At 69.3% G+C, this 21,121-nt stretch carries 17 protein-coding genes; 4 read left to right on the top strand and 13 right to left on the bottom strand.

Annotated elements, in window-relative coordinates; translation table 11 throughout:
* Positions 1–77 precede the first annotated feature (77 nt).
* From AC6CH0_RS16725 to AC6CH0_RS16715, 3 genes are all read right to left on the bottom strand, one after another.
* Positions 78–1,403: a M50 family metallopeptidase gene (locus AC6CH0_RS16725; protein ID WP_498102910.1), complete on the bottom strand. Its 1,326-nt coding sequence runs from the start codon at positions 1,401–1,403 to the stop codon at positions 78–80.
* A gap of 140 nt (positions 1,404–1,543) precedes the next feature.
* Entirely contained in the window at positions 1,544–2,641 is a 1,098-nt protein-coding gene (dxr, locus tag AC6CH0_RS16720) for a 1-deoxy-D-xylulose-5-phosphate reductoisomerase (protein WP_498102908.1), read from the bottom strand.
* A gap of 53 nt (positions 2,642–2,694) precedes the next feature.
* The gene (locus AC6CH0_RS16715) at positions 2,695–3,342 is read right to left on the bottom strand and encodes a 4'-phosphopantetheinyl transferase family protein (protein ID WP_498102906.1); all 648 of its coding nucleotides are present in this window, start codon (positions 3,340–3,342) and stop codon (positions 2,695–2,697) included.
* A gap of 95 nt (positions 3,343–3,437) precedes the next feature.
* Between AC6CH0_RS16715 and AC6CH0_RS16710 the strand changes: the two genes are divergently transcribed.
* Together AC6CH0_RS16710 and AC6CH0_RS16705 are read left to right on the top strand one after the other, a co-directional pair.
* The gene (locus tag AC6CH0_RS16710) at positions 3,438–4,196 is read left to right on the top strand and encodes a lysophospholipid acyltransferase family protein (protein WP_498102904.1); all 759 of its coding nucleotides are present in this window, start codon (positions 3,438–3,440) and stop codon (positions 4,194–4,196) included.
* A 46-nt stretch (positions 4,197–4,242) separates the two neighbouring features.
* Positions 4,243–5,175, top strand: coding sequence for a hypothetical protein (locus tag AC6CH0_RS16705; RefSeq protein WP_498102902.1), 933 nt, complete (start codon positions 4,243–4,245; stop codon positions 5,173–5,175).
* A gap of 46 nt (positions 5,176–5,221) precedes the next feature.
* Here AC6CH0_RS16705 and AC6CH0_RS16700 read toward each other — a convergent pair whose 3' ends face one another.
* Positions 5,222–5,698, bottom strand: coding sequence for an OsmC family protein (locus tag AC6CH0_RS16700; RefSeq protein WP_498102900.1), 477 nt, complete (start codon positions 5,696–5,698; stop codon positions 5,222–5,224).
* A 137-nt stretch (positions 5,699–5,835) separates the two neighbouring features.
* Here AC6CH0_RS16700 and gabT point away from each other — a divergent pair, with 137 nt between their 5' ends.
* Positions 5,836–7,212: a 4-aminobutyrate--2-oxoglutarate transaminase gene (gene gabT / locus AC6CH0_RS16695; protein ID WP_498102898.1), complete on the top strand. Its 1,377-nt coding sequence runs from the start codon at positions 5,836–5,838 to the stop codon at positions 7,210–7,212.
* A 5-nt stretch (positions 7,213–7,217) separates the two neighbouring features.
* The gene (locus AC6CH0_RS16690; protein ID WP_498102896.1) at positions 7,218–8,207 is read left to right on the top strand and encodes an asparaginase; all 990 of its coding nucleotides are present in this window, start codon (positions 7,218–7,220) and stop codon (positions 8,205–8,207) included.
* Positions 8,208–8,310: 103 nt separating this feature from the next.
* Here the strand turns inward: AC6CH0_RS16690 and AC6CH0_RS16685 are convergent, their stop codons facing one another.
* The 9 genes from AC6CH0_RS16685 to AC6CH0_RS16645 all read right to left on the bottom strand — a co-directional run bounded on the left by AC6CH0_RS16685 (position 8,311) and on the right by AC6CH0_RS16645 (position 21,110).
* On the bottom strand, positions 8,311–9,111 hold the full coding sequence (locus AC6CH0_RS16685; protein WP_498103304.1) for an ABC transporter permease: 801 nt from the start codon (positions 9,109–9,111) through the stop codon (positions 8,311–8,313).
* A gap of 95 nt (positions 9,112–9,206) precedes the next feature.
* The gene (locus AC6CH0_RS16680; protein ID WP_498102894.1) at positions 9,207–10,118 is read right to left on the bottom strand and encodes an ABC transporter permease; all 912 of its coding nucleotides are present in this window, start codon (positions 10,116–10,118) and stop codon (positions 9,207–9,209) included.
* A 2-nt stretch (positions 10,119–10,120) separates the two neighbouring features.
* The gene (locus tag AC6CH0_RS16675) at positions 10,121–11,320 is read right to left on the bottom strand and encodes an ABC transporter ATP-binding protein (RefSeq protein WP_498103302.1); all 1,200 of its coding nucleotides are present in this window, start codon (positions 11,318–11,320) and stop codon (positions 10,121–10,123) included.
* A gap of 1 nt (position 11,321) precedes the next feature.
* Positions 11,322–12,536: an ABC transporter substrate-binding protein gene (locus tag AC6CH0_RS16670; protein WP_498102892.1), complete on the bottom strand. Its 1,215-nt coding sequence runs from the start codon at positions 12,534–12,536 to the stop codon at positions 11,322–11,324.
* Between the two features lie 150 nt (positions 12,537–12,686).
* Positions 12,687–15,716 carry an FtsK/SpoIIIE domain-containing protein gene (locus tag AC6CH0_RS16665; RefSeq protein ID WP_498102890.1) on the bottom strand — a complete coding sequence of 1,010 codons (3,030 nt, stop codon included), beginning with the start codon at positions 15,714–15,716 and terminating at the stop codon, positions 12,687–12,689.
* A gap of 153 nt (positions 15,717–15,869) precedes the next feature.
* Positions 15,870–16,481: a zinc-ribbon domain-containing protein gene (locus AC6CH0_RS16660; RefSeq protein WP_498102888.1), complete on the bottom strand. Its 612-nt coding sequence runs from the start codon at positions 16,479–16,481 to the stop codon at positions 15,870–15,872.
* Entirely contained in the window at positions 16,478–18,823 is a 2,346-nt protein-coding gene (locus tag AC6CH0_RS16655; protein ID WP_498102886.1) for a transglutaminaseTgpA domain-containing protein, read from the bottom strand. Before AC6CH0_RS16655 ends, AC6CH0_RS16660 begins: the two co-directional genes overlap by 4 nt.
* Positions 18,820–20,142 (bottom strand): DUF58 domain-containing protein, encoded by a 1,323-nt coding sequence (locus AC6CH0_RS16650; protein WP_498102884.1) that lies wholly within the window; start codon positions 20,140–20,142, stop codon positions 18,820–18,822. Before AC6CH0_RS16650 ends, AC6CH0_RS16655 begins: the two co-directional genes overlap by 4 nt.
* Positions 20,139–21,110, bottom strand: a complete 972-nt coding sequence (locus AC6CH0_RS16645) for an AAA family ATPase (protein WP_498102882.1) — start codon at positions 21,108–21,110, stop codon at positions 20,139–20,141. The genes AC6CH0_RS16650 and AC6CH0_RS16645 overlap by 4 nt, the downstream gene beginning before the upstream one ends.
* Between the last annotated feature and the right edge of the window lie 11 nt (positions 21,111–21,121).

Here is a 21,121-nt window from a genome sequence, read left to right as displayed (position 1 = left end):
CTTCGCGAAGGCTCACCCGCTACTCCCCGGGGAGTATGTACGTGTGGTGCCCATGGCGAGCGCAATCGGCGCGGTGATCAGAAGAGCTGCACCGGCTTGACGATGTCGGCGTAGATCAGCAGTGCGCTCATCGCACCGAACACGACGACGACCGCGAGTGTCACCGGCATCAGCTTCGCGAGATCGACGGGCCCTGGATCAGGGCGGCGGAACAGCTTGGCGACACCGCGACGGAGGCCCTCCCATAACGCACCCGCGATGTGACCGCCGTCGAGCGGCAGCAGCGGGATCAGGTTGAAGACGAACAGCGCGATATTGAGCGAGCCGAGGATGCCGACCATGGTGGCCGCCTTCGACGCGATCGGGATCTCGTCGATCGTCGCGATCTCGCCGGCCAGCCGGCCGACGCCCACGACCGACATCGGACCGTTCGGATCGCGTTCTTCAGGCCCGAAGGCGGCGTTGGCCACGTCGATGATGCGCTGCGGCAGGTTCAGGATGATGCCGGCGACGCCGGCGACGTTCTCACCGACGGCAGGCAGCACGGCCGTCGCCGGCTGCTGCACGATCTCGGTCGCCGGACTGACTCCGACGAACCCGGCCGGTACGGTGAGCTCGGTGCCCGAGGCATCCGTCACGACCCTGCCCTTGTCGTCGAGGACGTACCGCTCGCTCAGCATCGGGGTGACCTCGAGGTCGAGCGTCTCGCCATCCCGTTCGACGACGAACGCGAGGGGCTCATCGGGGTGATCACGGATGATCGCGGTCGACTCGTTCCACGACTCGATGGGTTCGCCGGCGACCGAGACGATGCGGTCGCCCGGCTGGATGCCGGCCGCAGCGCCGGGCGCTGCAGGGTCACCCGGCTCGCAGCTCTGTCGTTCACTGGTGGCCGGCAGCGCACACGCCGAGACCGACCCGATCGTGGTCGAGGCCTGCGCGACTCCGAACCCCATGAGCAGCACCCCGAAGAGCACGACCGCGAGCAGGAGGTTCATGAACGGGCCGCCGAACATGACGATGATGCGCTTCCACACCGGCAGCAGGTAGAACGCGCGATGCTCGTCGCCCGCCGTGATCGACTCGGTGCTCGAGTCGCGGGCGTCCTGCACGAGCCCGCGGAAGAATCCGGTGCTGTCGGCGTGCACCTGCTCGCCCTTCGCGGGCGGGAACATGCCGATCATCGAGATGTAGCCGCCCAGCGGAATCGCCTTCACGCCGTACTCGGTCTCGCCCTTCTTGCGCGACCAGAGCGTCGGGCCGAAGCCGATCATGTACTGGGTGACCTTGACGCCGAACAGCTTGGCGGGCACCAGGTGACCGATCTCGTGCAGGCCGATGGACACGGCGAGGCCGATCACGATGATGACGACGCCGAGGATGAAGGCGAGCACGGAATCCACGGCTGCAAGCGTAGTGCGGTCGGCTTTGAGACTGCTGTGCCGTGGTTCGTCGGTCGAGTAGCGACGAAGGAGCGAATCGAGACCCCCGCACGAGAATCTCGATACGGCGCCGGCGCGCCGACTCGATCGACGAGATGTGCCTACTCGATCGACGAGACCGCGGCGATGCGAGCCTCAGCAGCCCGGCGCGCCGCCCGTTCGGCCTCCCCCAGCGATTCGATCGTGAGTACGGCGTCGGATGCCTCGTGGTGCTCGACCACATCGCGCACCGTGTCGACGATGTCGAGGAATCCGATGCGGCCCGCGTGGAACGCCGCGACGGCTTGTTCATTCGCCGCGTTGAACACGGCGGGGTACTCGCCGCCCGCCCTGCCCACCTGCTTGGCGAGGGCGACTGCGGGGAACGCCTCGGTGTCGAGCGGTTCGAACGTCCACTCCTGCGCCCGCGTCCAGTCGAGCGGGGTGCCGACGGCTGCGACCCGGTGCGGCCAGTCGAGGCCGAGCGAGATCGGCAGGCGCATGTCGGGCGGCGACGCCTGGGCGATCGTGGAGCCGTCGACGAACTCGACCATCGAGTGCACGATGGACTGCGGATGCACGACCACGTCGATGCGGTCGTACTCGACGTCGAAGAGCAGGTGCGCCTCGATCACCTCGAGCCCCTTGTTCACGAGGGTCGCCGAGTTGGTCGTCACCACCAGGCCCATGTCCCACGTCGGGTGAGCGAGCGCATCGGCCGGCGTCACGGCCATGAGCTCGTCGCGTCGCCGGCCGCGGAACGGCCCGCCTGAGGCGGTGAGCACGAGACGGCGCACCTCATCGTCGGTCCCGGAGCGCAGGGCCTGCGCGATGGCCGAGTGCTCGGAATCGACCGGCACGATCTGGCCCGGCCTGGCGATGCGGGTGACGAGGTCGCCGCCGACGATGAGCGATTCCTTGTTCGCGAGGGCGAGGGTGGTTCCGCGCTCGAGCACCGCGAGCGTCGGCCCGAGTCCGACCGAACCGGTGATGCCGTTCAATACGACGTCGGCATCGACGTCGCGCACGAGCTGTGCCGCCTCCTCGATGCCGACGGCGGTGTGCTCGACACCGAACTCGGACGCCTGCGCCTCGAGGAGAGCGCGATTGGAGCCGACCGCGAGTCCGACGACGTCGAAGCGGCGCGGATTCGCCCTGATGACGTCGAGGGCCTGGGTGCCGATCGAACCGGATGAGCCGAGGATGATGACGGAGCGCACATCCCCACTGTATTGGGCGGCCACGGTGCCGGATCAGTCGGTCTCGGGTCCGCTCACGTTGCTCGACCGAGCACGGCCACCGACGCGGCCCGATTCCCGGACACTTCGATGTCGTGGAAGCGGATGTCGCGCCATCCGGATCCGAACTCGGGCACGCTCCGCTCGATGCGGCCGATGCCGCCGTCATCGCTCGGCAGTGTGAGCGCCAGACGAGACGGTTCGATGAACTCGGTGTGGCCGACGGCACGGAGGAGCGCCGTCTTTCGCGCCCAGACCGTTGCTCGGGCGATGGCACGGGTGGCGGCGTCGAACCGGTCGAGTGCTGCCCGCTCGCTCGCGTGGAACGCCGCCTCGTCGATGACCGCTCCGGTGTCGAGGGAGGCCGCTTCGATGCCGACACCGATCGGGTGCCGCGTGGCCGCCGCTCCGACGACCGCATCACCGGCCACGGCGACGTCGGCGTACCAGGTGCCGCCCGAGGGCGTCAGCGGGTAGGCCACCGACGGCCGACCATGGCGTGCCCCGCATTCGGCGCACGCGTGCACGAGTTCGACGTCGGCAGCCGGTACACCGCTCGCGTGGGCCACGAGTCCGCATAGCACAGTGTCGGCTGCCGGACCTCGCCGGCCGCGCGTGACCACGACGACCCGCACCCCGGATGCCTCGAGCTCGATGAGCTCGCCCTCGGTCGCGACATCCATGCCGTCCATCATCCCGCACTGCCGGCGACCGTGGGCGACGCGCGCGGGAACGGGATATGCCTCGCGACGCATGTCGCCACGCGTAGGGTCGAACGGTGACAGAGATCGAGGCCGATTCCGTGCCCGCACCCGTGCGACAGGGCCCGCTCTACCGCATCGTTCGGGGCGTCCTCCGCCCACTCGTGCGGCTCGTCTACCGCCCGAAGATCACGGGCGCCGAGCACGTGCCCATGCGCGGACCCGTCATCCTCGCCTCGAATCACCTCTCCTTCGTCGACAGCATCGTGATCCCGCTCGCTTCGCCGCGGCCCGTGCAGTTCCTCGCGAAGTCGAGCTACTTCACCGGCACGGGCTTCTCGGGCTGGGTGTCGAGAACGTTCTTCGGGGCGATCGGCGCGGTCGCCGTCGAACGCGGTGCCGGCACCCAGGCCCAAGAGGCGCTCGACGCCGGCCGGCGCGTGCTCGACGCCGGCAACGCCTTCGCGCTGTATCCCGAGGGCACGCGCTCGCTCGACGGGCGCCTCTACCGCGGACGCACGGGCGTCGCCTGGCTGGCGCTCACGACCGGGGCGAAGGTCGTACCTGTGGGGCTCATCGGCACCGAAGAGATCCAGCCCGTCGGCGCGAAGCTGCCGCGGGTCCGCCCGGTGACGGTGCGTTTCGGCGAGCCCCTCGACCTCAGCCGGCACGGGCAGGCGACCTCAGGGCGCGCTCGACGTGCCGCGACCGACGAGATCATGACGGCCATCCATGCATTGAGCGAACAGGAGCTCGCGGGCGTCTACAACGAGACGCCGCCGCACGGCGCACTCGCCAAACTCGCCGATCGCGTCGTGCCGCGCGAGCGGATGTGACGGGATTCCCAGCCATTCCCGGTTGCGTCCCGGTATCGTCGGTCCGATGAGCTCCGCCAAGGTCGTCGTCCGCGTCGCCGCGGCCGTGCTCGTGGTGCTCTCCTTCGCCGCTTGCGCCGGCCCGAGCGACGCACCGCGGGCGGCCACCGCACCCGACGCGGCAACGGTGACCGATCTCCCCATCCCGCCCGCGACCGAGTTCGATCCCGGACTCATCGTGAGCGACGACTCCTTCTACGACAGCGGCGCGATGAGCGAGCCCGAGATCCAGGCGTTCCTCGACGGACTCGACTGCCGACCGGTCGATCGAGTGCCGTGCCTCGCCGACTTCAAGCAGAGCACCACCACCCAGCCGGCCGCCGGGCCCGCACACTGCGCCGAGTATCGCGGCGGCATCCGCGAGCGCGCGAGCCGCATCATCGCCAAGTCCGCCGCGGCCTGCGGCGTGAGCCCGAAGACGCTGCTCGTGCTGCTGCAGAAGGAGCAATCGCTCCTGACCCGGCCGAGCGAGTCGGGTTACCTCAGGGCGACCGGCTACGGCTGCCCTGACACGGCCGACTGCGACACGAAGTACTTCGGCTTCTTCAATCAGGTGTACAACGCGGCCTGGCAGTTCCGCCAGTACACCGAGGAGCCCGAACGCGCGTACCGGGTCGGCGCCGTCGACGTGCAGTTCCATCCGGATGTCGCGTGCGGCGCGAGCTCCGTCGCCATCGCCAACCAGGCCACGGCGAACCTCTACAACTACACGCCGTATCAACCGAACCCGGCCGCCGTCGCGAACCCCGAGGCGGGCGACGGCTGCTCGGCCTTCGGAAACCTGAACTTCTGGCGGCTCTGGCACCGCTGGTTCGGCGACCCGGAAGCCGAGCGCTATCCCGGCTTCCTCCCGCCCTGCAGCCGTCTCGTCGGCGGGCATACCTGCCCGATTCCAGAAGCGACGATCCCGGCCGTCCCGCCACCGGCCGCCGAGGAGTGACCGGACGCGCGTCCTCCGGTTCGTTCGGCTTCAGGTGATCACCTGGTCACCTCGCGACGGTAACGCTCGGTTCGTGCCGAACCGGGAACGCCACGGATGCCGCGATGAAGCACTTCTCGGAGGCTTCCGCGTGCAACGACCGGGCGAGCTCGAGCATCGAGGCATCCGCCACCTCGAGTTGCGGCCGCAGTACCGCCTCGACGAATGCGCCGCCGCCGCGGCCGTCCTCTCGCATGGTGCCGGTCGCATGGTCGACGTAGGCACGCACGACGACGCCGTGGTTGGTCGCGACGTGAAGGAATGCGAGCATGTGGCACTCGCTGAGCGCCGCGAGCAGGAGCTCCTCGGGGTTCCAGCGCTCCCGGTCGCCGTGGAAGGCGCGGTCGCTCGACCCGGCGATCTCATGCAGCTTGCCGGCGGCACGCACGACGTGTCCGCGCCCGTAGTCGCGGTAGCCGCTCGTGCCGGTGCCCCGGTCGCCCTGCCACTCGACCTCGATCTCGTACCTGTGCTCACCGAGCATGATTCCCTCCGATCGCGCGCCTGCAGCGCTGCATCCGATTCTGCACCTGTCGCCATCGCCTGCACGCGCGGAGCCGGCCGTCAGCCTCTCGTTCGCCGCCTCTGCGAGGCACTCGACGGCGATAAGCTGAGGGCACCATGACTGATACCCGCATCGACGCCCAGACAGCCGCCGCCCCGGTCTACACCGTGCCGCAGGAGCGCAAGATCGTGACCGCCATCCCCGGTCCGAAGTCGCTGGAGCTGCAGGCACGACGATCGAAGGTCGTCTCGGCCGGTGTCTCCTCCGCGCTTCCGGTCTACATCGAGCGCGCCAACGGCGCGATCCTCGTCGACGTCGACGGCAATCAATTCGTCGACTTCGGCGCCGGCATCGGGGTCACGACCGTCGGTCATACCGAGCAGCGCGTCGTCGCGGCCGCTGCCGGCCAGCTGCAAGACGTCATCCACACCCTCTTCACGATCACCCCCTACGAGGAGTACGTGCGGGTCGCCGAGCTCCTCGCCGAGCACACGCCCGGCACCTGGGAGAAGAAGAGCGTGCTCGTGAACTCGGGCGCCGAGGCGGTCGAGAACGGCGTGAAGATCGCCCGCAAGTTCACCGGCCGACGAGCGGTCGCAGTGCTCGACCACGCCTACCACGGCCGCACGAACCTCACGATGGCCATGAACTACAAGGCGCACCCGTACGCCACCGGCTACGGCCCACTGGCCGGAGACGTCTACCACGCGCCGAATTCCTACCCGTATCACGACGGCCTGTCCGGCGCCGACGCCGCAGCACGCACCATCGCGTACCTCGAGAAGGTCGTCGGCGTCAGCGACCTCGCGTGCCTCGTGGTCGAGCCCATCCAGGGCGAGGGCGGTTTCATGGTTCCCGCCGAGGGGTTCCTGCCCATACTGCAGACCTGGTGCACCGAGAACGGCGTCGTCATGATCGCCGACGAGATCCAGTCGGGCATGGCCCGCACCGGTCGCTACTACGCGAGCGAACACTTCGGATGGGAGCCGGATCTCGTGCTCTCGGCGAAGGGCATCGCCGGCGGGCTTCCGCTCGCCGCGGTCACCGGCCGCGCCGAGATCATGGACGCCTCGCAGCCCGGCGGTCTCGGCGGCACGTTCGGCGGCAACCCGGTCGCCTGCGCAGCCGCCATCGCCGTGTTCGAGTCCATCGAGGAGAACGACCTGCTCGCCGAGGGGCGACGCATCGAGGCGACCCTGCGGGCCGGACTCGAGAAACTGGCGCAGCGCTACGACATCATCGGCGACATCCGCGGCAGGGGGGCGATGATCGCCATCGAGGTCGTCCAGCCCGGCACCGCCGAGACCACGAAGGCGCCGAACGCCGACGCAGTCACCGCCCTCGTCGCGTACGCCGCCCAGCACGGCGTGCTCTTCCTCAACGCCGGCACCTACGGAAACGTGCTGAGATTCCTCCCGAGCCTCGCAGTCGGCGATGCGCTCATCGAAGACGGGCTTCGCGTGCTCGACGACGCCCTCGCCTCGCTCGGATAAGACAGGTGGCCGGCACATTCTCAGTATCTGACGCCGTCGAACTCGCCGTGGTCGAGCGCAGTGGTTTCATCGAGTCCCGGCACGCGGGTTCCGCCGTCGTGCTCTCCCCCGAGGGCGAGGTGCTGCGCGCCCTCGGCGACGTGGCGAGCCCGATCTTCCCCCGGTCGTGCCTGAAGCCGTTCCAGGCGGTCGCGATCATGACGTCCGGGGTCTCGCTTCGCGGAGAAGATGCCGCGATCGCGACGGCCAGCCATTCGGGCACCGCCGCGCACGTCGCGCTCGTGCGAGGCCTGCTCGAACGGCAGGCGCTGCCCGAATCGGCACTGGGCTGCCCACCGGCGGCCCCGTCCGATCAAGCCGCCCGCGAGCAACTCATCCGTTCGGGCGGACCGCGCGAGCGCGTGTACATGAACTGCTCGGGCAAGCACTCGGCGATGCTCCTCGCATGCGTCGCGAACGAGTGGCCGCTCGACGGCTACCTCGATCCCGAGCATCCCCTGCAGAAGCGGGTGCTCGACGTGATCGAACGATTCACGGGTGAGCGCCCGGCGGCGACCGCGGTCGACGGATGCGGCGCGCCCGTGCACGCCATCAGCCTCAACGGACTCGCGCGAGGCATCCAGAAGATCACGACCGCGGCACCCGGCTCGCCCTTCGCCCTGTACCGCGAGGCTGCGGCGCTCACCGAGGCGGTGCGTGAGCATGCGTGGGCGGTCGGCGGACCGGGCCAGCCCGACACGATCGCCGTCGAGCGTCTCGGCGTGTTCGCGAAGGTCGGAGCCGAGGGGGTCATGGTGATGTCGGCGCCCGACGGCACCACGGTCGCCCTCAAGGTCCTCGACGGGTCGTCGCGTGCGTCGACGATCATCGCACTGCGTCTGCTCGCGCAGGCCGGTGCGATCGACGATCAGGCGATCGACGCCGTGCAGACCGAACTCGACCTCTGGGTCATGGGCGGCGAACGCCGCGTCGGCTCGATTCGCGCGACCATCTGACGCGCGACCTCACGCGGACGGATGCCGCGGCGAGATCGCTCGCCGCGGCATCCGATGCCTGTGCTCGTGCTGTGCCCGCGCTGTGGCCCGGTGTGCCCCCGGCTCAGCCGAGCCGGGCGAGCCGTTTCGCACGCGCCGTTCGCGAGACCTGTGCGACGATCACGAGCACGAGCGCGAAGAGGAACACCGCCGAGGCGATGACGTTCGCTTCGGCCGGAATCCCCCTCGACGCCGAGATGTACACGTATTTCGGGAACGTCGAGACAGACCCGGAGTTGAAGTTCGTGATGATGAAGTCGTCGAAGCTCAGTGCGAAGGAGAGCAGCGCAGCCGCGACGATGCCCGGCAGCAGGAGCGGGAACGTCACTCGCCAGAACACCTGCGACGGCGAGCCGTAGAGGTCGCGCCCGGCCTCTTCGAGGGCGGGATCGAGGCTCGCGACGCGCGCCTTGACGGTGACGACCACGAAGCTGATGCAGAACATCGTGTGCGCGATGATGATCGTCGTCATGTCTTTCGCGACACCGAGGGCGAGGAACTGTGCGGCGAGACCGGCGCCGAGCACGACCTCGGGTGTCGCCATCGGAAGGAACAGCAAGAGGCTGATCGCCCCGCGAGCACGGAAGCGGTACCGCACGAGCGCGATGGCGATCATCGTGCCGAGCGTCGTCGCGAGCACCGTCGCCGCGAGTCCGATCACGACGCTGTTGCCGAATGCCTCGCAGACCGCGCCGCCCTCGACGTTGCAGACGTTCAGCCACTTGTCGAAGGTGAACCCGCGCCAGGCGATGTTCGACTTGACCGAGTCGTTGAACGAGAACACGAAGGTGTACGCGATCGGGATCAGCAGGAACACGAAGGCGATGATCGTGTATGCCGGCAGCAGCCAGTCGCCGAGCCCGATGCGGCCACGTCGGGCGGTGCGTTGCCCGCGCTGCACCGGGCGTTGCTCGCTCTCTGCGAGGCCGCCGAGCACGGCCCCGGCCTGGACTTCTCCGCTCACAGCAGCTCCTCCGTTCCGGCTCGTTTGACGTACACCCCGACGAGCACGAGGATCGCGGCCATCAGGATGATCGAGAGCGCCGCGGCCGCCGGATAGTTCAGCAGCACGAGGAAGTTGGCCTCGATCACGTTGCCCATCATCTGCGTATCGGGTCCGCCCAGGAAGTCCCGACTCGCGTTCACGTAGTCGCCCGCCGCCGGTATGAAGGTGAGCAGCGTGCCGGCCACGATGCCGGGCATCGACAACGGCACCGTCACCTTGCGGAAGACGGTGAACGGGCCCGCGTAGAGGTCGCCGCCCGCCTCGAGATATCGCAGGTCGAGCCGTTCGAGCGTCGTGTACAGCGGCAACGTCATGAAGGGGATGAAGTTGTAGGTCAATCCGAAGATCACGGCGAACGGAGTGCCGGTGAAGTGCGCGTCGGGCGCCATCAACGAGAGCGCCTTCAGCGAGGTGATGATGAACGACTCGTCTGAGAGGATCTGCTTCCACGCGAGCGTGCGCAACAGGAAGCTGATGAAGAACGGGGCGATCACGAGCACGAGCATGAGGCCCTGCAGCAGCGGCCATCGCCTGGCCTTCACGCCGATGAAGTACGCGAGCGGATAGCTGAAGAGCAGGGCGAGCACGGTCGCGGCGAGCGCGTAGCCGAACGAGCGCATGATGTGCGGCAGGTAGTTCTGCACCACGGTGACGTAGTTCTGCCAATTGAACGCGTAGTCGTATTGGCCGATGTCCCCGAACTCGCGTGGCGCCTGCAGCGAGGTCAGCAGCAGCGAGACGAGCGGTGCGAGGAAGAACAGCACCAGGTAGGCAATGCCCGGGAGCAGCAGCAGGAGCGCGATCTTGCTGTGACGTTTGGGCGCCTGCGGCACGGCCTCCGCGGTCTGGAAGGCGGCGAAGGCCATCGTCAGTGCTCCTCGAGCTCCGCGACGAGCGCGTCACGGCGCTGCGCGGCGATCGAACGCGTGTCGGCATCGGCTGGGAACCGAACCTGGGCCGGTGCCTCGTCATCGAGGCCGAAGCCGTGGTCGACCTGCCAGGACACCCACACCTCCGCCCCCTCCGCCGCAATCGGGCCCGATCCGATGTTCTGCGCGAACACCGTGATCGTGCTCATGCCTGGAACGGCGACGAGATACTGGGTGCTGACACCCGAGAAGGAGACGTCGATCACCGTGCCCGGCCCGATGCGGTTGCGATCGGATGTCTCGACAGGGGCCTCACGATGCAGGGTCACCTTCTCGGGGCGCACCCCGATCGTGACGTGGCCTTGATGACGGCGGGCCCGCGCGGTCGGCACGGTGAGGCGCGCACCGGCGATGTCGACGGTGATCGCGGCATCCGTCGAACCCACCACCTCGCCCGTGAACAGGTTGGACTGGCCGAGGAAGTTCGCGACGAACGCGGTGCGCGGCAGCTCGTAGAGCTCGGCCGGTGCTCCCATCTGTTCGATGGCGCCCTTGTTCATGACGGCGACCGTATCGGCCATCGTCATGGCCTCTTCCTGGTCATGGGTGACGTGCAGGAAGGTGAGCCCGACTTCCTCCTGGATGGTCTTCAGCTCGAGCTGCATCTGCCGGCGGAGTTTCAGGTCGAGCGCGCCGAGCGGTTCGTCGAGCAGCAGGAGTGCCGGACGGTTCACGATCGCCCTGGCGAGTGCGACGCGCTGCTGCTGTCCGCCGGACAGCTGTGCCGGTCGCCGTTGCGCGAGATGGTCGAGCTCGACGAGGCGCAGCGCTTCGTGAGCCCGCCCGATCGCGTCGTCGATGCGTCGCCGCTTCAGACCGAACGCCACGTTCTCGAGTACCGACATGTGCGGGAACAGCGCGTAGCTCTGGAACACCGTGTTGACGGGTCGTTCGTGGGATTTCGTCTCGGTGACATCGCGGCCGCCGATCAGGATGCGGCCGCTCGTCGGCTCCTCGAGGCCGGCGACGAGCCGGAGCGTGGTGGTCTTTCCGCAACCGGACGGCCCGAGCAGGGCGAAGAACGAGCCTGCCGGGATCGTGAGGTCGAGCTCCTCGATCGCGGTGAAGCCGGGGAATCGCTTCTGGATGCCGACGAGCTCGAGATCTGCGCCGCGTTCGGCGAACTCGCGAACCGACATCTCAGGCACCCAGCAGGATGCTCTGGAACTCCGCCTGGTACTTCTGCTCCTCGGTACCGTCGAGCGACCGGAAGATGTGGGCCTTCGCGAGGGTCTCTTCGTTGGGGAAGATCAGCTGGTTCTCGGCGAGTTCGGGATCGATCGCCGCCGCTGCCTCCTTGGCGCCGACGACCGGGGTGATGTAGTTCACCCATGCAGCGACCTCTGCCGCGACCTCGGGCTCGTAGTAGTAGTTCATCAGGGCCTCGGCGTTGGACTTGCGCGGGGAACCGATGGGAACCAGGAAGTTGTCGTTCCACAGCGTGCCGCCCGCCGTGGGAATGGCGAACTGCCACTTGTCGCCGGCCTCGGCGTTGATGACCGTGATGTCGCCCGACCAGCAGATCGCGGCGAGCGTGTCTTCGCTCTTCAGGTCCTCGAGGTAGGAGTTGCCCTTGATGTTGCGCACCTGACCGTCGGCAACCTGCTGACGGAGCACGTCGATGCCCGCCGTGAATTCGTCGTCGCCCCAGTCGCCGGCGATGTCGACGCCGTTCTGCAGCATGATGAGCCCCATGGTGTCGCGCATCTCGGAGAGCACACCGACGCGACCCTTGAGGTCGGCGCTCCACAGGTCTTCGACCGATTCGAGGCCGCCGGGTATCGCCTCGGTGTTCCAGCAGATGCCGGCGAAGCCGCCCTGCCACGGCAGCGAGTACTCGCGCCCCTTGTCGAAGTCGGGATCGCGCAGCGCCGGGTTGAGATTGGCGAGGTTCGGGATGTTGTCGTGGTTCAGCTTCTGGGCGTACCCGAAGCGGATCCAGCGGGCGATCATCCAGTCGGTGAGCACCGCCGTGTCGGCGCCGATGTCCTGGCCGAGCGCGAGCTGGTCTTTGACCTTGCCGTAGTACGTGTTGTTGTCGTCGACGGCGACCTCGTAGTTGACCTCGATGCCGGTCTCTGCGGTGAAGCGCTCGAGGGTCGGGTACGCACCGCTGTCGTCCTCGTCGATGTAGGCGGCCCAGTTGGCCCAGTTGAGCGTCTTGTCTTCGGCCGAAGCATCGGCAGCGGGCGTCGGTTTGCCCTGGGACCCTCCGGTGGAACAGGCGGCGAGCGCGAGGGCCGTCGCACCTGCACCTGCACCCGCGAGGAGCGTGCGGCGATTCAGCTGCGCCTGACGGGCCTGCGCGATGAGGGCGCGGATCATCGGGTCCTGGGGAAGGGGGCGTCGACTCACGGGGGACTCCGTTCGGGATTTGCTGCAGTGCAAGGGTGGGAAGATACTGACACACTGCCGGGCAGATTTCACTCGATGATGTCCGAATCGTTAATTTCTGCGAACATCTCGTTCGGAATCAGCACCTCTCCGGCCATTCAGCCAACGATTTCATTGGTCGGCGTGACGCGGCCAGGTCGCTCGTCGCACGGCGACGCCCGGCTCGAGGACCCAGCACTGCGCAGGGTCCTCATCGAGGAGCGGCGGAAGCTCCCGGGAACGCACGAGGGCGCGATACTCGGAGGCGCCACCGTGGATCACGACGACGGCCTCCTCGCGAAGTGCTGCTGCCAGCGACCAGCTCGCCGCCCACGCATCGCCGTCGCCCACGATGACCGGTGCCGGGGACGCCCCGACCGGTCGTGCCGCGAGTGCGGCGCGGACGGCGGCCTCGCCGCCGGCCGTCAGCACCAGCGCCGGTCGGCCGAGCGAGATGATGGACGCTGCGGCAGCTCGCGGGGAGGCGGTGGCGATCGCGTATGACCGTTCGCGATGCAGCTCGAGCTCGGGCACCGATGGGCGAGTCGGCGCGGACTCCTGCTCGGTCTGCACGAGCTGCACCCGGGACTGGCGCCACTGGCCCGCGCCCGGTTTCTCGGCGGCACGCCAGAGTTCACCTCGACCTCCCGATTGCACCAGGTCCGATCGGGTCGAGTGTCGCAGCAGCAGGCGCGAGCCGAAGCCGTCGCGCACGGCGGCACCGACGCCGTGCGGCCGGGCTGCCGACGCGGCGATCGCGAGGCCCGCGGCGCGCCCCTCCCGGATGATGCTCTCGATGGCATCGAATATGCTCTGGCGGTACTCGTCGGGCCAGGCTCGGAAACGCGCGTCGAGATCGTCGATCACGATCACGCGCAGCGCCGAACTCCCCCCTCGGAGCGCGAGCTGCGCGCCCAGGATCGCGTCCCAAGCCGCGCTCCTCGGTCCGTCGATTCTGAGTACTGCGCCGGGCCCGAACGCAGCCGAGCCGGCCTGCTCGATCGCTGCGAGTGCCGTGCTCCGCCCGCTGCCCGGCTCTCCGATCACGAGCAGGCTGCCGTCGCGCCGCGGCGACCACTGCGCGATGCTTCGCCGCTGGACCTCCGGCTCGTCGAGCACGCCGATCGTGAGGCCATCGGCCGGCAACGGGTCTCCCGGCGTGTCGACGTCTGAGGGCAGCAGGGATGCCGGGCTGCTCACGAGACCGCCGACCTCGTCGGATGCGATGCGGGCGGGCAGCGGATCGAGCCAGGTTCGTCGTGCTCGATCGAGCCCGGCCGCTGCACTGGCGATCGCCGCGATCGCACCGGGCTCGGCGATCGCGGACTGGAAGAGCTCTGGGCTGCCGTCGCCGCGATCGATGACGCCACGGCCCGGCGAATCCGGCCGAATCTCAGCCGCGAGGGGGCTCCCGACCACCGCCTCGCTGTCAGCACGCTGCATGACTCGCAGCGATACCCGGATCGCGCAGTTGGCACTGACCTGTTCGCGCACCACCCCGTTGGGACGTTGCGACGCCAGCACGAGGTGCATACCCAGAGAGCGCCCTCTCGCTGCGATGTCGGCGACGATGGCACCGATGTCGGGGAATCGTTCGATCATCGCCTGGAATTCATCGATGACGATCACGAGACGCGCCAGGTCGACGCCGGATCCGAGCTCGGCGATGTCGCGAGCTGCGGCAGCGGCGAGCACGGCCTCGCGGTGCCGGAGCTCGGCGCGCAGGCTCGACACCGCCCGCTCGGCCTCGGCCTCATCGAGGTCGGTCACGATGCCGGTGACGTGCGGGAGCCTGCGGATCGGCTCGAACGCCGCTCCGCCCTTGAAGTCGATCAGGAGGAATGAGACGACCGACGGCGCGTACGCAGCCGCGAGCGCGACCAGCCAGGCGAGCAGGAACTCGCTCTTGCCGCTGCCGGTGGTGCCGGCGACGAGGGCGTGCGGACCACCGCGCACGAGATCGAGCTCGAGCACACCACCGGAGACGGCACCGACTGCCGCGAGGAGACTCGCCCGACCGTGGCGATCGACGACGGGCTGCGGCAGTTCGGCGAGCCCGACTCGCTGGGGAAGGGCTCCCGATCGATCACCGAGCCCGGCTCTCTCCGCCGCGAGATCGGCCGAGCGTGCCCAGCGTTCGGCCTCGGCCTCGCCGATCAACGATGGCGAGAACGGCGAGTCCGCAGCGCCATCGCGTCGGCGGAGCGTCGCGGCATCGGGCGATTGGAGCACGACGACCGTGGCGAGGCCCGGCGGCAGTTCGGCCGGTGTCGAGGCAACCGAGATCAGTGCGGGCGGGCGATCGCGCACCGAACGACGGGACTCGGCGGCCGTCTCGATTCGAGCATGGCCGCCGCTTCGTGCTTGGTCGGGGTCGCTCGCGTCTCCCCCGGCCTCCACTGCGCCGGGACCCCCACCTCGCGCGGCTCCACGGTCGACCACGCGCAACCCTCGCTGGGCCGGCCCGTGGCGGTGCGGCAGCGCCCGCATCCACGCCCATGGATCGGGACCGTCGAGATCGGGCGCCTCGATCGCGAAGCTCCGCGGGCTCGCATGATGCGCGAACTGCAGGATCGCCGCGCGTGCCGCAGCCCTCGCCAGAACGAGATCGCCGACGAATCCGATGCCCGCTCGAACCTCTGCGAGTACCGGGGCGTCTCCGAGGCTGCTCGCACGGAGCAGCAATTCTCGATCGGCCGCATCGACCGCGCCCCCGTCGACCCGGATGACACTCGACACGACACCGCGCCCGAGCACGATCGTCGGCGGTTCGTCGTCACGCCAGGCCGCATGGTCGCCACTCTCGAGGATTCGGCGCGGCGATGGCGAGCGCCGCCAAGCCGCCTGCCGTTCGAGACCGTGCCGGTGCTCGATTTCGGCCGCGAGCTCATCGAGTCGCTGCCGCCGTTCGGCAGCGGACCGGCGGCGCTGCCGTCTCGCGGCTCGTCTGGCATCGAGCATCGACGCGATCGCCACGAGCGGGCCGAGCACGGCGAAGAGCAACGAGAACGGTGAACCGGTGATCGCCCAAAGCCCCAGGGCGCCGAGCACCGGCGCCAGCGAAGCCAGCAACGGGAAGCCGGGTCGGGTCGGCTCCGAGGGCGCCGCCGGCAGGGCGAGCGGGGCGGCCATCGTGTGCGAGGCGGGGTCGAAGCGTTCCACGGACCGATCAGATCACGGGCGGCTCGACGCATCGACGGTTCACCTTCGCTGCATGACGAGACCGATCCCGGACGCGCTGTGGAGGACGAGTCAGCTCCGGCCATGAGCGCGCCGGTCGCTCAGAGGCGGACGCCCCTCGCTGCCGAGCGCGGCTCAGGACACGACGAAGTACTGCTCCGCCATCTCGACTCGACTGCCGCGCGGCACGAGATATCGCCGGCCGGGCTCGCAGCGCACCGCGCCGTCGTCGGGTCGCCGCACGATCGTGCCGTTGCCGGAGAACCGATCGGCCACCCAGAGCGTGCCATCGTGCTCCCCGAACTCCACATGGGTCTTCGAGACGGAGAGCGACCGGTCGGCGATCTGCACGAGATGGTCGAAGACCTCGCCGGGCTGCGGCATCGGCCGGCGACCGATCAGCCCGGTGCCGAACACTGTACGGGTCTGTCCCGTGCTGAATGTCAGCACGAATCTCGCTGCAGCGGGTGGCTGTGTCGCGGCCGGAGGCACGAAGGGTTCGGCTTCGGCGAGCGACGCCGTTCCCGGGACATCCGTCGATCCGATCGGCGTCGCGGCGCGAAAGCCGTCGACGGGAATGCTGATCACCCCGCTGTTGCGCCGCGTCGGCCGTTCGAACACGGTCGTATCACCCGGCCGCGGATCGGGCCGGCGCCGGGACTCGGGCGTCGCGCTCGTCGAACTGCCGCATTCGCCGCAGAACATCGCTCCGTCGGGGAGCTCCGCCCCGCAGATTCGGCACGTCACGAGCGAGCTCCTCTCCGGGTCACAGCGTACCCGCCGAGCGAAGTGAGCGAGACCGCAGCGCGCACGCGCTCTCGGAACGACCTCGGGGCCCCCAGGCGTTGACGCAGCTCGTCGACCGAGTCCCAGACCCGGAGATCATCCCCCTCGGCGGGGCCGCCCGGTGCGAACACCGCACGATCGACGACCGAGGCGAGCACGAGCGGCGCCAGCCCTCCGACCGTCGCCGCCTGCTCGGACCGCGTCGCCGTCGGTCGTATGGCATACCCGAAGTCGACCGCGGCATCGGCGAACTCCTGCCACCCGCCCTCGATGCGCTCGACCACGTCGGGCGCGCGTCGCCGCAGCCGACGGCGACGGATCTTCGCGACGATCACGGCGAGGAACGGGCTGATGAGCACCGCCAACCCGGCGAGGACGAGGCCGGAGATCCCGAGCACCCTGATCAGGACGTGCAGCCAGGCAGCTCCATCGTCATCGGGCTCATCGGGCGGAGTCTCGGGATCGGAGGCGAGCTCGTCGACGGGCGTGCGCTCGGCCGGCGGCGGCAGCGCCGACTGCGGCCGCGAGACGATCGTCGGCTGGTCGGGTTCCCGCTCGGGGATCTCCCTCGGCGCTGGATTCGGATCGACGGCGATCCAGGCGCCGTCAGCACGTTGCACCTCGATCCACGCCTGCTTGTCAGCGCCCACGAAGCGAGTGAACCCGTCGGGTGCCGGCCCGCTCGCGACATCCGCTTCACCGTCGCGCCCATCGCCGTCGCTCCCGTCGTCGTCGCCGGGGAGATAACCGACGACGACTCGCGCCGGGAAACCGATCTGCCGCGCCATGAGCGCAGCAGCCACCGCGTACTGTTCACCGTCGCCGACCATCGGGCGCGACGTCACCAGCTCCGCCAGGCGATCGAGCGAGTGTCCGGATCGACTCGACGGCTCGTCGTCGCCGACGCCATGGCTGACGAAGCCATCCCGGTGGAAGCCCTCGATGAGCGCCCGCAACCGGTCGCCCTCGTCATCCGATGCCGGCGCCCACTCGTCGAGTTGCTGCGCGAGCTCCTCGGGCAATTCGGGTGCCACCGGCAGCACGCTCGTGCCCGGACGCAATCCACCGAGGTCGTCGGGACCGACAGGTACCACCGAGGTCGCCGTATAGCGGTCACCCGGCCGCATGCCGCCTTGCACGGCGCCGGTGCTCGTCACGTCGTTGTAGAAGAACGACTCCGAGAGGGCCTCAGCACGAGCCCCTCCGAAGCTCATACGCTCGAGACGGCCGACGCCGGGCACCCACACCTCCGCGTAGCCCTGCACCTCGACCTCGATCTCGACTTTGGTCAAGGGTTCGGCCGCCCCGGACTGATCGAGTCGATACGGCACGCGGGTGAACCGGCCGGAGTCCGACGCCCCATCGGTCCCGCCGACCGAGTAGACGGTGCCGTCGTACGTGTCGAGCGTCGCGATGCGCACCCCCGACCCCTCGGGCAGGCCGCGCACCTCGATCATGGGCTCGTCGGCGATGTCGTCGCGGAACGCGGCACGGAATCCGGCGAGCGGGCTGTCATGCTCGCGCGGCTCGAACGGGGGTTGCAGCTCGGCGCGCACGACGTTGCGCGGCGGAACCGGCACGGCGACGGACGCCGCAGTCGCACCGACGACCGCGATGGCCACGAGTGCCGACGCACCGAGCACCCGTCGCGCATCGGTGAGCGCGAGCTCGACTCTCCGGCCGCTGGTGACGGCTCGGCGATCGGCGATCGACACGCGTACCAGCCACGCCACCGCGGTGATGAGAAATGCGAGGCCCGCCTCGACAGCGAAAGCCGCATGCACCACGCCGAGTGCGATGCCCACAACGAGCAGCAGCGCCGGCGGCAGCGCTGCCGCCGCGGGTCGCCGGCTGCGCAACGCGATCGAGATCGCGGCGGTGGCAGCGGTGAGTGACAGGAGGAAGGGGGGAACGAGCAGCGCCTGGTAGGAACCGACCGGCACCGAGATGGTCACGAGTTGCTTCCACGACAGCGCGGCACCCGCCACGAGCTCGACGATGCCCGCGGGCGTCGGCAGCACGCCGGCGACCGCGCGGCCCGGCACCGCGCTGGGTACGCCGAGCAGGAGGTAGGCGCCGAAGACTGCGAGCACGATGATCCACGACGCGAGCCGGAACCGTGCGCCGACGACTCCGATCGCGGTACCCGCGGCGATCGCGACACCGGCCGAGACGAGGAATGCGGGGCTCTCGTAGACCGGCCACCACGGCACCATCGCAGCGGCGAGCATCGCCACGACGAGCACGACCGTCACGAAGGTCGGTGCGAAACGGGTCGCGCCTGCCGGCGTTCGCGTGCTCATGCGACCGACGCCGATCTGGCGAGCATCGCGCGCAGGTCTTCGAGATAGCCGATGCCGAAGATCGTCACACCGGAGATCGCGCGCGCGCTGGCCTTCCCCTCGGGCGAGCATTGAACGGCGATCGTCTCCACGCCGGGCGGCAGGCGCGTCGCCGCGGACCGCAGCGGTGCGATGCCGCGCGCAGTGCCGGTGACGAGGAACGCGAGGGAGACGCCGGCGAGCGACTCTGCAGCCGCTCGGGCGACGTCGGGCAGCATCACCGCGTCGGAGTCTGTCTCGACGACGCAGAGCGCGTCGAGGAGTCGGTCCCGCGACACCGTGGGCAGCTCGCGCATCGCGTTCCGCGCGGAGTCGGTGCCGCGAGCGCGTCCGGAGACGACGAAGGAGACCGTTCGGGCATCGCGAATGGCTCGCGCCCCGACCGACGCCGCGGTACTGACGGCGAGCTCGAACTCCGCCTCGTCGGTGTACGCGCCAGGGTCGAGGTCGAGCAGGATCATGAGGCGGCTGCGGCGGGTCTCCTCGAACTGACGCACCATGAACGTGCCCGTCTTCGCCGAACTGCGCCAGTGGATGAACCGGCGATCGTCGCCCGGCACGTACTCGCGCAGGGCGTGGAAGGCGATGTCGTTCGCGGTCAGGTCGCGGGTGGGCGAGCCCTCGAGATCGCGGATGAAGCCGGTGCTGAGGGCGGCGATCGGAACCGTTCGCGGATGCACGTGCAGTTCGGCGGTCTCCGACCACACGAACTCGCGTCGCATGAGCCCGATCGGGTCGGCCCGAACCGTGCGAGCCGGGCCGACGACGACGACGCCCCGCCGCTCGGTGGGAATGCCGAACTGCTCGTCGAACGCGCCGCCGCGGGGCAGCCCCGGCAGCACCCGCTCGACGATTCGGCGCCCGACCGGCAGCTCCAACTGAACGCCCCCGAATCGTCGCCGCCCCGGGTTCGCCGCGATCAGTCGAGCTTCCGCGGGTTCACCGACCACCACCCGAGGAGACGGCAGCACCAGCGTGATGCTGCCGGCGCCGCGACCGATGAGCCAGACGGATGCCGCGGCCGCGAGCACCGCGAGACCCCAGCCGAGTGCGATCAGCTCGAGCCAACCCCAGACGTACCCCACGACGAGCGAGAGCGCGGCACCGGCGATCACCGCCCAGCCGAGCGGAGTCACCACCCCCTGCACGGCACCCGAAGCGGTGACGATCGCGGCACCCGCGGCACGCGCCGCGATGACGGCGCGTTCGATCACGACCGCGAGCAGGCCCTCTCTCTTGGCGTCCTCGGGAATCGTCGTGCGGGTCTGGGTGAGCGTCACACCGCCTGCCTGGTCGAGGGTGGGGGCGTCTCGATCAGCACTTGCGCGATCATGTTCGAGGCGGTCACGCCATCGAATTCGGCTTCGGGATCGAGGATCAGCCGGTGGGCGAGCACGGGCTCGGCGAGCGCCTTCACGTCGTCGGGAACGACATAGTGCCGACCGCGGCCGGCGGCGTGCGTCTTGGCAGCTCGGATGAGTGCGAGCGCCCCGCGCACGCTCACGCCGAGCCGGACTTCACGTGCGGTTCGAGTGGCGTCGACGAGCCGCGAGACGTAGTCGTGGATCGTCGGGTCGACGTAGACGGTGCGCGCGGTCGCCGCCATCTCGACGACTTCGGCGGCGGCGAGCTGGGAGCCGACTCGCTGTTCGTGGGCACGGTGGTCGGCGCCCTCGAGAATCCTGATCGTCGAGGCGTGATCGGGATACCCGATGGAGGTGCGCATCAGGAAGCGGTCGAGCTGCGCCTCGGGCAGACGATAGGTGCCGGCCTGTTCGACGGGGTTCTGGGTCGCGATGACCATGAACGGATGTCCGACGGGGTGGGTCTGACCGTCGACGGTGACCTGACCTTCTTCCATGACCTCGAGCAGCGCCGACTGGGTCTTCGGGCTCGCCCGGTTGATCTCGTCGGCGAGCACGATGTTCGAGAAGACCGGCCCGGGGTGGAACTCGAAGACGCCCGATCTCTGGTCGTACACGGTCATGCCGGTGATGTCGCCGGGAAGCAGGTCGGGCGTGAACTGCACGCGGTTGCTCGTGCCCTCGATGGACTGCGCCATGGCCCGGGCGAGCGACGTCTTCCCGGTACCCGGCACGTCGTCGAGGAGCAGGTGACCTTCGCTGAGGAGGGCGGTGAAGGCGAGCCGGATGACCCGGTTCTTGCCGAGGAGCACCTCCTCGACCGCACCGACGAGTCGGTCGAGCGTCGCGGCGAATCGCGTCGCCTCCTCGGGGGTCATGGTCATGGGTGCTCCTT

The sequence above is a fragment of the Agromyces sp. GQ35 genome (assembly GCF_059758475.1).
Note: the sequence above shows the minus strand (reverse complement) of the source record. Positions and strands in the feature narration are given on the sequence as shown.

Excerpts from the sequence above, each read along its gene's own strand:
- AC6CH0_RS16715 (WP_498102906.1), bottom strand. The coding sequence starts at position 3,342 with ATGGATGTCGCGACCGAGGGCGAGCTCATCGAGCTCGAGGCATCCGGG.
- AC6CH0_RS16705 (WP_498102902.1), top strand. The coding sequence starts at position 4,243 with ATGAGCTCCGCCAAGGTCGTCGTCCGCGTCGCCGCGGCCGTGCTCGTG.
- AC6CH0_RS16700 (WP_498102900.1), bottom strand. The coding sequence starts at position 5,698 with ATGCTCGGTGAGCACAGGTACGAGATCGAGGTCGAGTGGCAGGGCGAC.
- gabT (WP_498102898.1), top strand. The coding sequence starts at position 5,836 with ATGACTGATACCCGCATCGACGCCCAGACAGCCGCCGCCCCGGTCTAC.
- AC6CH0_RS16680 (WP_498102894.1), bottom strand. The coding sequence starts at position 10,118 with ATGGCCTTCGCCGCCTTCCAGACCGCGGAGGCCGTGCCGCAGGCGCCC.
- AC6CH0_RS16675 (WP_498103302.1), bottom strand. The coding sequence starts at position 11,320 with ATGTCGGTTCGCGAGTTCGCCGAACGCGGCGCAGATCTCGAGCTCGTC.
- AC6CH0_RS16655 (WP_498102886.1), bottom strand. The coding sequence starts at position 18,823 with ATGAGCACGCGAACGCCGGCAGGCGCGACCCGTTTCGCACCGACCTTC.
- AC6CH0_RS16645 (WP_498102882.1), bottom strand. The coding sequence starts at position 21,110 with ATGACCATGACCCCCGAGGAGGCGACGCGATTCGCCGCGACGCTCGAC.